The organism is Streptomyces sp. MNU76 (assembly GCF_020982545.1).
Lineage (GTDB): Bacteria > Actinomycetota > Actinomycetes > Streptomycetales > Streptomycetaceae > Streptomyces.
This window is the reverse complement of sequence record NZ_JAJKLK010000019.1, coordinates 17,454-31,207: the sequence shown is the minus strand read 5'-3', so window position 1 is coordinate 31,207 and position 13,754 is coordinate 17,454. Positions and strand designations below refer to the sequence as shown.

The 13,754-nt window shown below is 72.9% G+C and carries 8 protein-coding genes; 3 read left to right on the top strand and 5 right to left on the bottom strand.

Annotated features, from left to right (window positions below; translation table 11 throughout):
- Positions 1-8: 8 nt before the first annotated feature.
- The 3 genes from E4N62_RS26600 to E4N62_RS26590 all read right to left on the bottom strand — a co-directional run bounded on the left by E4N62_RS26600 (position 9) and on the right by E4N62_RS26590 (position 4,764).
- On the bottom strand, positions 9-2,108 hold the full coding sequence (locus tag E4N62_RS26600) for a tetratricopeptide repeat protein (protein WP_230218770.1): 2,100 nt from the start codon (positions 2,106-2,108) through the stop codon (positions 9-11).
- Positions 2,109-2,382: 274 nt separating this feature from the next.
- Positions 2,383-3,009, bottom strand: coding sequence for an NUDIX hydrolase (locus E4N62_RS26595; RefSeq protein ID WP_230218769.1), 627 nt, complete (start codon positions 3,007-3,009; stop codon positions 2,383-2,385).
- A gap of 96 nt (positions 3,010-3,105) precedes the next feature.
- Positions 3,106-4,764 carry a CTP synthase gene (locus E4N62_RS26590; protein ID WP_230220199.1) on the bottom strand — a complete coding sequence of 553 codons (1,659 nt, stop codon included), beginning with the start codon at positions 4,762-4,764 and terminating at the stop codon, positions 3,106-3,108.
- 575 nt (positions 4,765-5,339) lie between these two features.
- Here E4N62_RS26590 and E4N62_RS26585 point away from each other — a divergent pair.
- The 3 genes from E4N62_RS26585 (at position 5,340) to E4N62_RS26575 (ending at position 10,491) form a co-directional block, all read left to right on the top strand.
- A complete protein-coding gene (locus tag E4N62_RS26585; protein WP_230220197.1) occupies positions 5,340-7,142 on the top strand; it encodes a glycoside hydrolase family 15 protein in 1,803 nt (600 codons plus the stop codon).
- Positions 7,143-7,437: 295 nt separating this feature from the next.
- Positions 7,438-8,820: an FAD-binding oxidoreductase gene (locus tag E4N62_RS26580; protein WP_230218768.1), complete on the top strand. Its 1,383-nt coding sequence runs from the start codon at positions 7,438-7,440 to the stop codon at positions 8,818-8,820.
- A 21-nt stretch (positions 8,821-8,841) separates the two neighbouring features.
- Positions 8,842-10,491 (top strand): PucR family transcriptional regulator, encoded by a 1,650-nt coding sequence (locus E4N62_RS26575; RefSeq protein ID WP_230218765.1) that lies wholly within the window; start codon positions 8,842-8,844, stop codon positions 10,489-10,491.
- Positions 10,492-10,514: 23 nt separating this feature from the next.
- Here E4N62_RS26575 and E4N62_RS26570 read toward each other — a convergent pair whose 3' ends face one another.
- Together E4N62_RS26570 and recN are read right to left on the bottom strand one after the other, a co-directional pair.
- Positions 10,515-11,651, bottom strand: a complete 1,137-nt coding sequence (locus E4N62_RS26570; protein WP_230218764.1) for a glycosyltransferase family 4 protein — start codon at positions 11,649-11,651, stop codon at positions 10,515-10,517.
- Between the two features lie 269 nt (positions 11,652-11,920).
- Positions 11,921-13,648: a DNA repair protein RecN gene (recN, locus tag E4N62_RS26565; RefSeq protein WP_230220195.1), complete on the bottom strand. Its 1,728-nt coding sequence runs from the start codon at positions 13,646-13,648 to the stop codon at positions 11,921-11,923.
- Between the last annotated feature and the right edge of the window lie 106 nt (positions 13,649-13,754).

The following is a 13,754-nucleotide window of genomic DNA, read 5'->3' as shown; positions in this document are numbered from 1 at the left end:
TCAATGCATCAATCTTTCGCGGATGCACTACGGATTTCGCAGGCGTTAGCACCTTGTTCCGGCTCGATCTCGTGGGTTTGGGGGGCCGGGGCCCCGTCGTCGAGGTCGTCGAGCAGTCGCTCGGCGGCTCCCCGGTGCAGCCGGGCCGCCGCGGGGTCGCCGAGCCTCTCCAGGGTGTCGGCGATCCGCAGCTGGATCGCGGCCTGCAGCCGGACGTCGTCGGCCCGCCGCGCCCACTCCGCCGCCTCCTGGCAGGTGCGCAGCGCCTCCTCGGGCCGGCCCGCGTACTCCTGGACACGTGCCATCTCGCTCAACGCCCTTGCCTGACCGGCCACATCGCCCAGCCGGCGGTGGCCGGTGAGCGCCGAGCTCCAGTTGCGCAGCGCCTCGCCGTACCGGCCCGCGAAGGTGTGCACGGCGGCGATCCGGCCGTACAGCCGGGCGGCGTCCTCGCGCTCGTCGCGGGCGAGCCGCTGGGCGAGCGCCCTGCCGTACCAGTCCGCGGCCCGGTCGTAGTCCTCCAGCTCCTGGTGGGCGGCGCCTACGGATTCCGTCGCGCGGCCGGTCGCGTACGGGTCGTTCGCCCGGCGTCCGGCGTCGAGCGCGGCCCGGTAGCGGGCCAGTGCCGCCGTCGTACGGCCGGTCCGGGCGTCCAGGTCGCCGAGGTTCAGCAGCGCGGCCGCCTGCTCCCGAGGCAGGGCACGGCGCTCGGCGACATCGAGGACCAGTCCGTGCAGGTCGTACAGGTCGGGGGCCGCGGCCTGTGTACCGAAGTGCGCCACCAGGGCCCGCACGAGCTGGGACATCAGACGCCGGGCGAGGGTGTCCAGCTCGCCGTCGGCGACCGCGAGCCGGGCCGCGGCGAGCAGCGCGGGCCGGCGCACGCGCAGCCACTCCTCGGCGGCCCGGGGCGTCGGGAACCGCAGCGCCTTGGGCATCGCGAGGAGCTTCTCGCGGGCCAGTGGGCTGTCGGTCTCGGTGATGGCACGGCAGGACTGCAGCAGCCGTACCGTCCGCTCCAGCATCCGCGCGCGGGCCAGCTGCAGCTCGCCCGGCCGTTCCTGGCTCTCGGCGAGGGTCCGCAGCAGCGGCTGCAGACAGCCGGGGACCTCGTACTGCGGCAGCGGCGAGTCGACCTCGTGCAGGAAACCCAGGGCCACCAGATCGTCCAGGGTGCTGCGTGCCGTGTCGACCGAGCAGCCGGCGAGACCGGAGGCGACGTGCGGGTCGACCAGGCCGGCGGGGGCCAAGGCGAGGAGGGGCAGTATCCGGGCGGCGGTGGTCGGCAACGAGACGTACGACAGCTTGAAGATCCTGGTGAGCGGCGGGCCGTCGTCCTCGTCGGCGCGCAGCTGTTTGGCCAGGTCGGAGACGGCGGCGGAGGGCCGGGCGGCCAGCCAGCCCCCGGCGAGCCGCAGCGCGGCGGGCTGGGCCCCGCACACCTCGGCGAGCCCCTCGGCAGAGCGCGGGTCCACGGTGATGCGCACCGAGCCGCTGAAGCGTTCCAGCAGTTCCACGGCGGACTTGCTGTCCAGCCCGCCCAGGGTGCACGGGCGGACGTCGGAGATGCCGGTCAGCGGCCCTCCGGAGACCGCGACGACCAGGGAGTCGGGGGTGTCCGGCAGCAGCGCGTCGACCTGCTCGGCGTCGGCGGCGTCGTCGAGCAGGAGCACCACCCGGCGGTCGGCCAGCGCCTCGCGCAATGTCTCGCTGAGGTCGTCCTCGTCGGCCCCGGCCGGCGCCGGCAGCCCCAGCTCCCCGAGCAGTTCCCGCGCCGCGCGCTCGACCGGGACCCGGGTGCCGTCGGGCTCGGTGAGCCGGGTCCGCAGCACCCCGTCGGGGTAACCATCGGTAACCTGCCGTACGAGTTCCTCGGCGAGCGCGGTGCGGCCGTAGCCGGGGCGGCCGGCGACGAGCAGCACGCGCGCGTGGGGGGCCTTGCGGCCCGCGAGGGTGTTGAGCCCGGCCCGGTCGATGTCGGCCCGCAGCTCCTTCAACTCTCTTGTACGGCCCAGGAACTGACTGTCCGTGGGGGCGGCCTCGACAGCCGGGGGCCGCCCCGTTCCGGACACCCGGGCACCCCCGAGGTCCACCGCCTGATCCGCCACGGGCCACACTCCCGTCCCACCGCACGAGCAAGCCCGCCGGGACTCCGGTTCGGGCGTTTCCCGAGCCTAGTTCACGCTCTGCGACGATCTGGGCGGAGCGGGGCGGTGAGATCGCTCGATCGGATCAGCAGATCGTACGACTGGTGTCGTCAAGGTGGAGTGAAGAGGGCTCACGCTCCGTCAGAGGGCGCGACAACCGCGCCCGTAAGGGGCGCGGGGAACTGCGCGACCAGCCACCAACGGCCCGCGGCTCATCCACGTTCCTCAGGCACCCCTAGATCTCGAACGGCCGCGCAGGCCACGGCGCCTCAGCCGCACGCAGCGACTCCACCCCGTCACCACTGCGCGCGGCCACCAGCGAAAGCACCCCCACCACAAGGCAGTTGTTGTGCAGCTCCCCGGCGAGCACCCCCCGCACCAGCTCGTCCAGCGGCACCCGGGCCAACTCCATGTCGGCCTCCTCGTCCTCCACCTCGAACCGGTGCCCCTCGGCCTCGGAGAGATCCCGGGCCAGGAAGATCCGCACCGCCTCGTCGCAACCGCCGGGCGTGGTGTAGACGTCGGTGAGCACCCGCCACGCCTCCGCCTTGACGTGCGCCTCCTCGTACAGCTCGCGCTGGGCGGCGTGCAGCGGGTTCTCGCCGGGCACGTCGAGGAGGCCCGCCGGGATCTCCCAGAGCCGCTCGCGGACCGGGTGGCGGTACTGGCGGATGACCAGCACCCGGTCCTGGTCGTCGACGGCGAGGACGGCGACGGAGCCGGGGTGGACCTGGTAGTCGCGGTGGACGACCGACCCGTCGGGCATGACCACGTCGTCCGTGCGCACGGAGGTCTTCTTGCCGACGAACGGGGTCTCGCTCGCCCGGACCTCCCACTCCTCGGCGGTGTCCTTGATCGTCATGTCGACTCGTCCTCCCACACATGCCAAAAGAAACCGGGGCACACATCCCGAAAGACGCGCACCCCGGTCACCGTACAGCTCTCGTGCCGCTCGGAATTACTTGCCGGTCTTCCGCTCCACGGCGGCCTTCACCAGCCCCGCGAACAGCGGGTGCGGGCGGGTCGGACGGGAGCGCAGCTCGGGGTGCGCCTGGGTCGCGACCAGGTACGGGTGGACCTCGCGCGGGTACTCGACGTACTCGACGAGCTTGCCGTCGGGCGAGGTGCCGGTGAACTGCAGACCGGCCTTCTTCTCCAGTTCCGCGCGGTAGGCGTTGTTCACCTCATAGCGGTGACGGTGGCGCTCCTCGACGTACTCCTTGCCGTCGTACACCTCGCGCACGATCGATCCCTCGGCGAGCTTGGCCGGGTACATGCCCAGCCGCATGGTGCCGCCCATGTCGCCCTCACCGGCGACGATGTCCAGCTGCTCGGCCATGGTGGAGACGACCGGGTGCGCGGTGGCGGAGTCGAACTCCGTGGAGTTGGCGTCCGGGATGTCGGCCAGATTGCGCGCGGCCTCGATCACGATGCACTGCAGGCCCAGGCAGAGCCCGAGCAGCGGGATCCGGTTCTCGCGGGCGTACCGGATGGCGCCGACCTTGCCGGAGACGCCCCGGTCGCCGAAGCCGCCGGGGATGCAGATGGCGTCGACGTCGGCGAGCTGGGCCGCGGCGCCGGCCGGGGTCCTGCAGTCGTCGGAGGTGACCCACTTGATCTTCACCCGGGCCTTGTTGGCGAAGCCGCCCGCGCGCAGCGCCTCGGTGACCGAGAGGTAGGCGTCGGGCAGGTCGATGTACTTGCCGACGAGCGCCAGGTTGATCTCGTGGAGCGGGTTGTGGACGCGGTCGAGCAGGTCGTCCCAGGTCGTCCAGTCCACGTCACGGAACGGCAGGTCCAGCTTGCGGACCACGTAGGCGTCCAGGCCCTCGCGGTGCACGGTCTTCGGGATGTCGTAGATCGAGCGCGCGTCGGGACACGCGACCACGGCGGCCTCGTCGACGTCGCACATCAGGGAGATCTTGCGCTTGATCGCGGCGGGAACTTCACGATCACAGCGCAGAACGATCGCATCTGGCTGAATACCGATGTTGCGCAGAGCCGCAACCGAGTGCTGCGTCGGCTTCGTCTTCAGCTCCCCCGAGGGCCCGATGTACGGCAGGAGCGAGATGTGGACGACGAAGACGTTGTCGCGGCCGACCTCGTGACGGACCTGGCGGACGGTCTCCAGGAAGGGCAGCGACTCGATGTCGCCGACGGTGCCGCCGACCTCGGTGATGACGACGTCGACCTCGTCGGAGGCCATGCGCCGGATGCGGTGCTTGATCTCGTTGGTGATGTGCGGGATGACCTGGACGGTGTCGCCCAGGTACTCGCCGCGCCGCTCCTTGGCGATGACCGTGTTGTAGACCTGGCCTGTAGTGACATTGGCGGAGCCGTCCAAGTCACGGTCGAGGAAGCGCTCGTAGTGTCCGATGTCCAGGTCGGTCTCGGCTCCGTCGTTGGTGACGAACACCTCACCGTGCTGGAAGGGGTTCATCGTGCCGGGGTCGACGTTCAAGTAGGGGTCGAGCTTCTGCATCACGACGCGCAGGCCGCGGGCCTTGAGCAGCATGCCGAGGCTGGAGGCGGTCAGACCCTTGCCGAGAGAGGAGGCGACACCCCCGGTGACGAAGATGTGCTTTGTCGTCGAGTTTCGAAATGCAGCGGGCGGCATGGCCAAGAGGGGGCTCCCGTGGTCGCGGTTCGGTGTGCGGGTCGGCCGCCGCCCGAACTCATCCGTCGGGGGTGCCTTCGCTGCGGTTCGGGGGTCCCTCTTGCGAGTTTTCGACTGGGGCGCCCACCGGTCCACGGGCTACCAGGGTATCAGCGACAGGACACGATCGCTTCCGGCCACGCTCCGCGCACGGGCCGACACGGACCTCGTACGACTGTCGGCGAATCCCGCCCGACCTTCACCATTAGCTCACCCGTTCGGCCCACCCGTGTTGTCCGGAGCGGCACGCGGAGCCCTCCGGTGCGTCGTATCCTCTTCGGACACTCGCTGCCGAGCGCGGCCGGCGCGACGGCACCACCCCCGCCCGTCTCCGGTAATCATGAGAGCTCGTCAGTGCGTTGAGCAACGATCGCCTCATTTGCGTTGAGGATCGTTGAGCGACATCGCATGACACCGTCCCTTGGATCACTCTGGAAACATGGTTCCTTTGTCGATCCCTTGGGTCCCTTGACCGCACACCGCACAGCGACCGCCCCTCGGGGGGCGACGACGTGGCCGTTCGACTGGAGTTGCACGTGGCCGGGCGCATCGAAGACTACGCACTCATCGGAGACATGCAGACCGCCGCGTTGGTCTGCCGGGACGGCACGGTCGATTGGCTGTGCCTGCCCCGCTTCGACTCCCACGCCGTCTTCGCGGGACTGCTCGGCACCGAGGAACACGGGTTCTGGAGACTGGGTCCCGCGCACGCGGCGGACGCCGAGCCGCCCACGGCCTCCCGCCGCCGGTACCGCGGCGATTCGCTGATCCTGGAATCCGAGTGGGACACCCCGCGCGGCACGGTCCGTGTGACGGACTTCATGCCGCCGCGTGACGGCGCCCCGCAGCTGATCCGGATCGTGGAGGGCGTCAGCGGCCGGGTGCCGATGCGCTCGGCCCTGCGGATGCGGTTCTCGTACGGCCGGGTGGTGCCCTGGGTGCACAAGCACGAGGGGCGCACGGTGGCCGTCGCCGGGCCGGACTCGGTGTGGTTCGACACCGAGTGCGAGACCTACGGCAAGGCGCTGACCACCTACGCCGACTTCACGGTCACGCCCGGCGACCGGATCGCGTTCACGATCTCCTGGGAGCCCTCGCACAAGCAGCCCCCGGCGCTGCCGGAGCCCGAGCCCTCGCTGCGGGCCACGGAGGAGTTCTGGCACGACTGGGTGGACCAGTGCACGTACCACGGCCCCTACCGCGAGGCCGTGGTCCGCTCGCTGATCACGCTCAAGGCCCTGACGTACGCCCCGACCGGCGGCATCGTCGCCGCCCCGACGACCTCCCTCCCGGAGCACATCGGCGGCGTCCGCAACTGGGACTACCGCTACACCTGGCTCCGCGACGCGGCCATCACCCTCTCCTCGCTGCTGCGCACCGGCTACCGCGACGAGGCCCGCGCCTGGCGCGAGTGGCTGCTCCGCGCGGTCGCCGGCGACCCGGAGAACCTGCAGATCATGTACGGCATCGCCGGTGAGCGGGAGCTGGGCGAGGCCGAGCTGGAGTGGCTGCCCGGGTACGAGAACTCCGCGCCGGTCCGGGTCGGCAACGGCGCCGCGCACCAGCTCCAGCTGGACGTGTACGGCGAGGTCACCGAGGCACTGCACCTGGCCCACATGACCGGGCTGGCCCGCAACGACTACGCCTCGCTCCTCCAGCTGAAGCTGATCCGCTACCTGGAGGACCACTGGGACGAGCCGGACGAGGGCATCTGGGAGGTGCGCGGACCGCGCCGCCACTTCGTGCACTCCAAGGTCATGGCCTGGGTCGCGGTGGACCGGACGATCAAGCTCATCGAGTCCGGTGACGCGGACGGCCCGCTGGAGAAGTGGCGCGAACTGCGCGACGACATCCACCGGGACGTGTGCGAGAAGGGGTACGACAAGGAGCGCAACACCTTCACCCAGTCGTACGGCTCGAAGGAACTGGACGCATCGCTGCTGCTGATCCCGCAGATGGGCTTCCTGCCGCCGGACGACAAGCGGGTCATCGGCACCATCGAGGCGATCCAGCGCGAGCTGTCGACCCCGGACGGCTTCATCCTGCGCTACCCGACCTCCGGCGAGGAGGAGGGCGTGGACGGGCTGCCGGGCGACGAGGGCGCGTTCCTCGCCTGCTCGTTCTGGATGGCCGACGACCTGGCCATGATCGGCCGGGTCGACGAGGCCCGCAAGCTCTTCGAGAAGCTGCTCTCCCTCCGCAACGACCTGGGCCTCCTCGCCGAGGAGTGGGACCCGGTGCTCAAGCGCCAGGTCGGCAACTTCCCGCAGGCCTTCAGCCACGTCCCCCTCATCGACACGGCCCTGCGGCTGACCGCGTCGGGGGCGTACGGCGGCTGAGCGCGTCTGGGGCGTGCGGCGGCTGAGCGCGTCTGGGGCCCATGGCGGGCCGTACGCCGGGGGCGTACGGCCCGCCGTGCGCGCCCTCCGGTCCGGCGCGCACGGCGGCGGACCGGAGCGCCCGCAGGCGCACCGGCAAGCGCTTGCGCTCGCCGGTGCGGGTGCTCGCGCCGACCCACCTCCCGGCCTCCGGCCCCGCCGCCGGGTGCCGCGCGAGCCCCGAACAGGCCCCGTCCGCCGCCCCCGCCTAGCCTGGAAGGAGCCCTGTCCCCCGACCGAAAGGGGGCGGCTCACCATGGCTCCCCTCTCGAAGGCGCGAGCGGCCCTCGCCGCACTGCGCGAGGATCTGGCCGGCGAGGTGTACGCGCCGGACGACCCGGGTTATGACGACGCCCGCACGGTCTTCAACGCCATGATCGACCGACGTCCGGCCGTGATCGCCGAGTGCGCCGACGAGACCGACGTCGTCCGTTCGGTGCGCTTCGCCCGCGACCTCGACCTGCCGATCGCGGTACGCGGCGGCGGCCACAGCGTGGCCGGAATGGCACTCAACGACAACGGGCTCGTCATCGACCTCCGCCGGATGCACGAGGTCACGGTCGACCCCGCGTCCAGGACCGCACGCGTCGGGGGCGGCGCCACCATGAGCCACCTCGACCGCGCCACCGAGCCCCACCGTCTGGCGACCACCGGCGGCCGCGCCTCGACCACGGGGGTGGGCGGCTTCGTCCTCGGCGGCGGCAGCGGCTGGCTGGACCGCGCCTTCGGGCTCGCCGTCGACAACCTGCTCGGCGTCGACCTGGTGACCGCCGACGGACACACCGTCCGCGCGAACTCCGAGGAGAACCCGGACCTGTTCTGGGCGCTGCACGGCGGCGGCGGGAACTTCGGCGTGGCCACCACGCTCACCCTCCGGCTGCACGAGCTGCCCGCCTTCGCCGTCGCCCTGCTCCTCTACCGTCCCGAACACGGCCCCGAGGTGATCCGCGTGTACCGCGACGTCATCGAGACCGGTCCGCGGGAGGCGGGCGGCGGCGTCCTCTATCTCACCGCCCCGCCCGAGGAGTTCGTCCCCGACTATCTGGTCGGCGGGCTCACCTGCGCGGTCCTCCTGACGTACGCGGGCACCGAGGAGGACATGCGCAAGGTCGCCCAGCCGCTCCTGTCGATGCCGCACGAGGCCGAGATCGTCGGCGCGATGCCGTACGCCGATGTGCAGTGCATGATCGACGACCCGCCGGGGATGCGGAACTACTGGTCGGCGGAGTACCTGACCGGTCTGCCGGACGAGTTGGTGGACGTATTCGCCACCCGCGCCTGGTCGATGCCCGTGCCGACCGGCACCCAGCACGTGCTCTTCCCGCTCGGCGGCGCGATACCGGAGGGCCCCGCCCACTACCCCGTGCCCTACCGGGACTCCCCCTGGGTCGTGCATCCCTTCGGCGTCTGGGCCGACCCCGAGGACGACGAGAGGTGCGTGCGGTGGGTACGGGACGTGCGCGCCGATGCCCGGCCCTGGAGCACCGGCGACGTCTATCTCAACTTCGTCGGCGACGAGGGCGCCGACCGGGTCGTCGCCGGACTCGGCATCGACAACTACCGGCGGCTGACGGCGGTGAAGACCGCCTACGACCCCGACAACGTCTTCCGCTTCAACCACAACATCCCACCGGCCTGACGACCGGGTACCGTCCGCTCCATGGACACCCGTGGAGGCCGCGGACCAGGAGACGGCCGTGAGACGCAGGGCGGCATCACCGTCCGGCGGGCGCTGGAGCTGCCCGGACTGCGCGGTGGGCTGCCGGAGATCCTCGCGGGCGCCGACCGGCTGCACCGCACCGTGCGCTGGGTGCACGCGGGCGAGGTCCCGAACATCGCCTCGCTCCTCAAGGGCGGTGAGTTGCTGCTGACCACCGGGTACGGGCTCGGCACGCGCCCCGCCGATCAGCGCGCGTTCGTCCGGACCCTCGCCGAACGCGGTATCTCGGCCCTGGTGGTCGAACTGGGCCCGCGCTTCGCCCGGCTCCCGGCGGCCCTCGTCGAGACGGCGCGCTCGGCCGGGCTCCCGCTCGTCCAACTGCACCGCGAGGTGGCCTTCGTGACGGTCACCGAGGAGATCCACACCGAGATCGTCAACGGCCACTACGCGCTCCTCCAGCAGGCCGAGGAGGTGCACCGCCGCTGCACCGAGGCCCTGCTCGGCGGGGGCGGGGTCCCGCAGGTCCTCGGCATCCTGGCCGACTTCAGCGGCAACCCGGTCTTCCTGGAGACCCCCGACGGACAGCTCCTCTACGCCGCCGGGACCGGGCCCGCGGACACCGATCCCCTCCAGGTGTGGGAGGGGCTGCGCGGCCGGCACCAGGACGAGCCGCCGGCCGGGACGGCCCTCGTCGACGTACCGGGCGGCGGCCCCGGCACCGGCGCGGTACGGGCCCGGCTGGTCCTCCTGCCCGTCCTCGCTCCCCTGGTACCCGTCCACCGGATGGCGGCCGAACGCGCGGCCGGCATCCTCGCCGTCGTCCTGATGCAGGCCCGGCAGGAGGAGGAGCTGGCCGCGCGGGGGCGCGGTGACTTCCTCACCGACCTCGCCGAGGGCCGCGTCCAGGCCGAGGACGCCCCCGCACAGGCCCGCGTCCTCGGTTTCAAGCCGGGCTCCGGCCCCCTGCTGCCCGTCGTGATGCGGCTCGCCGACGGCCTCTCCCCCGGCGGCGGCTGGGCCGTCCTGGCCCGCGCGGTGGCCGAGGAGCTGGCCTCCGTGGGCGTACCCGCGCTGCTCGGCGTACGCCCCGTCGAGGGCCGTGTACCGCTGCTGCTGGCCCTGCGCGCGGAGTCGGAGCGCACCGCGGTGGCCGAGAAGGCAGCGGCGGCGCTGCGGGCCGGCGTGGAGCGTGCCGGGATGCGGCGGCCGGGCGGGCGGCCCCCGGTGGTGGTCGTCGGGGTGCCCGGCGGCTGGGCGGCCGCCTCGGCGGGCCTCAGGCACGCGGCGGAGGCGGCGACGGCCGCACAGGGCCTGGCCGACCGTCCCTGGTACGACGCCCGGCGCCTGGACATCGACCTGCTGCTGTGGCGGCTGCGCGACCACCCCGACCTGGCCGCCTTCGTGGAGCGCGCGATCGGCCCCCTGCGCGACCACGACGGCCGGGCCAAGCCACCGCTGCTGCCCACCCTGGAGACGTATCTCGCGCACGCGGGCCGCAAGGCGGAGACCGCCCGCGAACTGCATCTCAACCGCCAGACCCTCTACAACCGCCTCGCGCGGATCGGCGAACTGCTCGGCACCGACCTGGACGACCCCCAGGCGGTGCTGGCCCTGAGCCTGGCCCTGCGGGCACGCAGACACGTCGGCTGACACCCTGCCCCCGCGCGCGGCCCTCAGGTCAGGGGCCTGGGCCGCGTCAACTCGTCGTACACACTGAGCACCTGGGCCACCGTCTCGTCCTCGGTCGGCCAGGTGGCCGCCTGCCGGGTGCCGCGCTCCCGAAGCGCCTCGCACCTGGCGGGGTCGCCGAGGAGGCGCTCGACGGCCCCGGCCAGCGCCTCGGCGTCGCCGTACGGGACGAGTTCCGCGCCGTCGCCGACCAGATCGGGCACCGATCCGACGGCGGCGGCGACCAGCGGCACGCGTGCGTGGAGCGCCTCCTGAGCGAGGACCGAGCGGCCTTCGGCACCGCCGGGCAGCAGCGCGAGGTCGGCCGCCGCGATCAGTTCGGAGACGTCGTCGCGCGGCCCGACGAGCCGAACGGGCAGCTCCTCGTCCTCGATACGCCGCTGCAGCGTGCCCCGCAGCGGCCCCTCGCCCACGACGACGACCAGCGGCGCCGGGTCGCGACCGCGCCACCGACGGGCGGCGTCGAGCAGGGTGTCGTACCCCCGCCGACGGTCGAGCGTGCCGACGGCCATGAGCAACGGGCGTTCCGTGGCGCCCAGTTCGGCCCTGACCTTGGACGCGGGCCGGTCCGGATCCCCACCGGGGACGGCCGGGCGCGGCACCGGCAGTGCGACGGCGGCGAGCCGTGCGTCGCGCGCGCCCCGGCTGCGGGCCCGGTCGACCAGGTCGGAGGAGGTGCCGAGCACCACGGCGGCGGCCTTGGCCACCCGCCGCTCCAGCAGCCGCAGCAGATGCGCCCGCGCGCCCTCGGCGTACGACCGCGTGTGCAGGGTGACGACGAGCGGGGTGGTGCGCCGGCCGAGCGCGAGGGTGGCGCGGAAGCCGGCGTGAAGTCCGTGCGCGTGCACCAGGTCGGCGTCCGCGAAGGCGCCGCGCAGACTGGCCACCGAGGCCGGGTCGCTGCTGCGGGGCACATGGACGTGGTGGGCGCCGACGCCGGTGAAGTCGTACTGCCCGTCCGTCTCACTGGGGGCGCAGACGGTGACCCGCACGCCCCTGGCGACCAGCCCCGAGGCCAGCGACCGCACATGCGCGCTGCTCACCGCGCTGCCGCCGCCGAGCACTTGCACGGTCCGCAGCGGCGACTGGCCGTGTGGTGAGTGGCTGCTCACGTGGCTCACGTGGCCGGGGCTCCTGGTTCGGGGTCGGACGGTCACGAAGGAACGTGCAGAAGGGTCCCGCGGTGGGGGTGGACCGTACGAGGTGCTTCCGCACGGTCCACGCAGCACGTCCCGCTACGTCGTTCCTGTCCAAGGATGCCAGGCCGCAAGGGTGTTCCGGGACAGCCGGACGGGGCACGAGCCGGAGGGGCGGGCAACCCCGGACCCAGCGTCACCCACACGAGTGAACTCCCGCACGAGGTTGCCCCTCCACACGACTCGCGTCCCGCCTAGGCGTCCGCGCGGGCCGCCGCCAGCAGTTCCTCCGCGTGGGCCCGGGCCGTCTCCGAGTCCTCCTGGCCTGCGAGCATGCGCGACAGCTCGCGCACCCGCTCCTCGCCCTCCAGGACCTTCACACCCGACCGGGTCACCGAACCGTCGTTGGTCTTCTCCACCAGCAACTGCCGGTCCGCGAAGGCCGCCACCTGCGGCAGGTGCGTGACCACCACGACCTGCGCCGATCTGGCGAGACGAGCGAGCCGCCGACCGATCTCGACCGCGGCCTTGCCGCCCACACCGGCGTCGACCTCGTCGAAGAGATACGTCGGCACGGGGTCCGTCCCCGCGAACACCACCTCCACGGCCAGCATCACCCGCGACAGCTCACCACCGGACGCGCCCTTGGCGATGGGCCTCGGCGGCGCCCCCGGATGCGGCGCGAGCAGCAGCTCGACCTCGTCCGCGCCGGAGGGCCCGTACGCGACCGTACGCCCGCCCACCTCGACGCCCTCGGGGTCGTCCGTCTGCCGGATCTCGAACGACACGCGCGCGTGCGGCATGGCGAGCGAGGCCAGCTCGGCGGTGACGGCCGCGGCGAACCGCTCGGCGGCCTCGGCACGGGCGTCCGTCAACGCCTGGGCGAGGCCACCCAACTCGACCCGCAGCGCGTCCCGCTCGGCGGTCAGCTCCTCGATGCGCTCGTCGTCGCCGTCGAGTTCGGTGAGTCGCTGGGCGCCCTCCTCGGCCCACGTCAGGACCGAGGCGATGTCCTCACCGTACCGGCCGTACTTCCGCGTCAGCGCCGTCAGCGCGGCCCGCCGCTCCTCGACGGCCGCCAGCCGCAGCGGGTCGGCGTCCAGGTCGTCAGCGTATCCGGCCAGCTCCCCGGCCACGTCGCCCAGCAGGATCCCGACCTCCCCGATCCGCTCGGCGAGCACGGAGAGCGCCGGGTCGTGCGACCGCACGGCCGCCAGCGCACGGTGCGCGCCCGCGACGAGGGTGGTGGCGTCCACGCCCTCCGGGTCCTCGGGATTGCCCGCGAGAGCGACGTGCGCGGCCGTCGCCGCCGAGGCCAGCGCCTCCGCGTGCCCGAGCCGCTCGGCCTCCTCTGCCAGTTCCACGTCCTCGCCGGCCCGGGGTTCGACGCCGGCGATCTCGTCCAGGCCGTACCGCAGCATGTCGGCTTCCTGGGCCCGCTCCCGCGCGCGGGTGACGATCTCGTCGAGTTCGGTCGCCACGGCCCGCAGCCGCCGGTAGGCCTCGCCGTACTTGGTGAGCGGTACGGCCACCGCGTCGCCCGCGTACCGGTCGAGCGCCGCCCGCTGCCGGGACAGCTTCAGCAGCCCCTGCTGGTCGGTCTGCCCGTGCACGGCGACGAGTTCGTCGGCCAGCTCGGCGAGCATGCCCACGGGGACGGACCTCCCGCCCAGATGTGCCCGGGACCGTCCCTCGGCGGACACGGTACGGCTGATCAGCAGCGCCCCGTCGTCGAGTTCGGCCCCGGCCTCCTCGGCCCGGACCACCGCCGCCGCGCCCTCGGGCACGGCGATCCGGCCCTCCACGACGGCGTTCTTCGCACCGATCCGCACGAGCGCCGGGTCCGCCCGCCCGCCGAGCAGCAGGCCGAGGCTGGTGACCACCATGGTCTTGCCCGCACCCGTCTCACCCGTCACGGCGGTGAAGCCGGGCGACAACTCGACGACAGCGTCGTCGATGACTCCGAGCGACCGTATCCGCATCTCCTCCAACACGGACACGACCTTACGAGGTCGGGGCGGGAGACCGCGACGCCCCCCGGCACCTATGTCACCCCGGCGAGCTACAGCGCGCCCTCAGGGGCGCGGG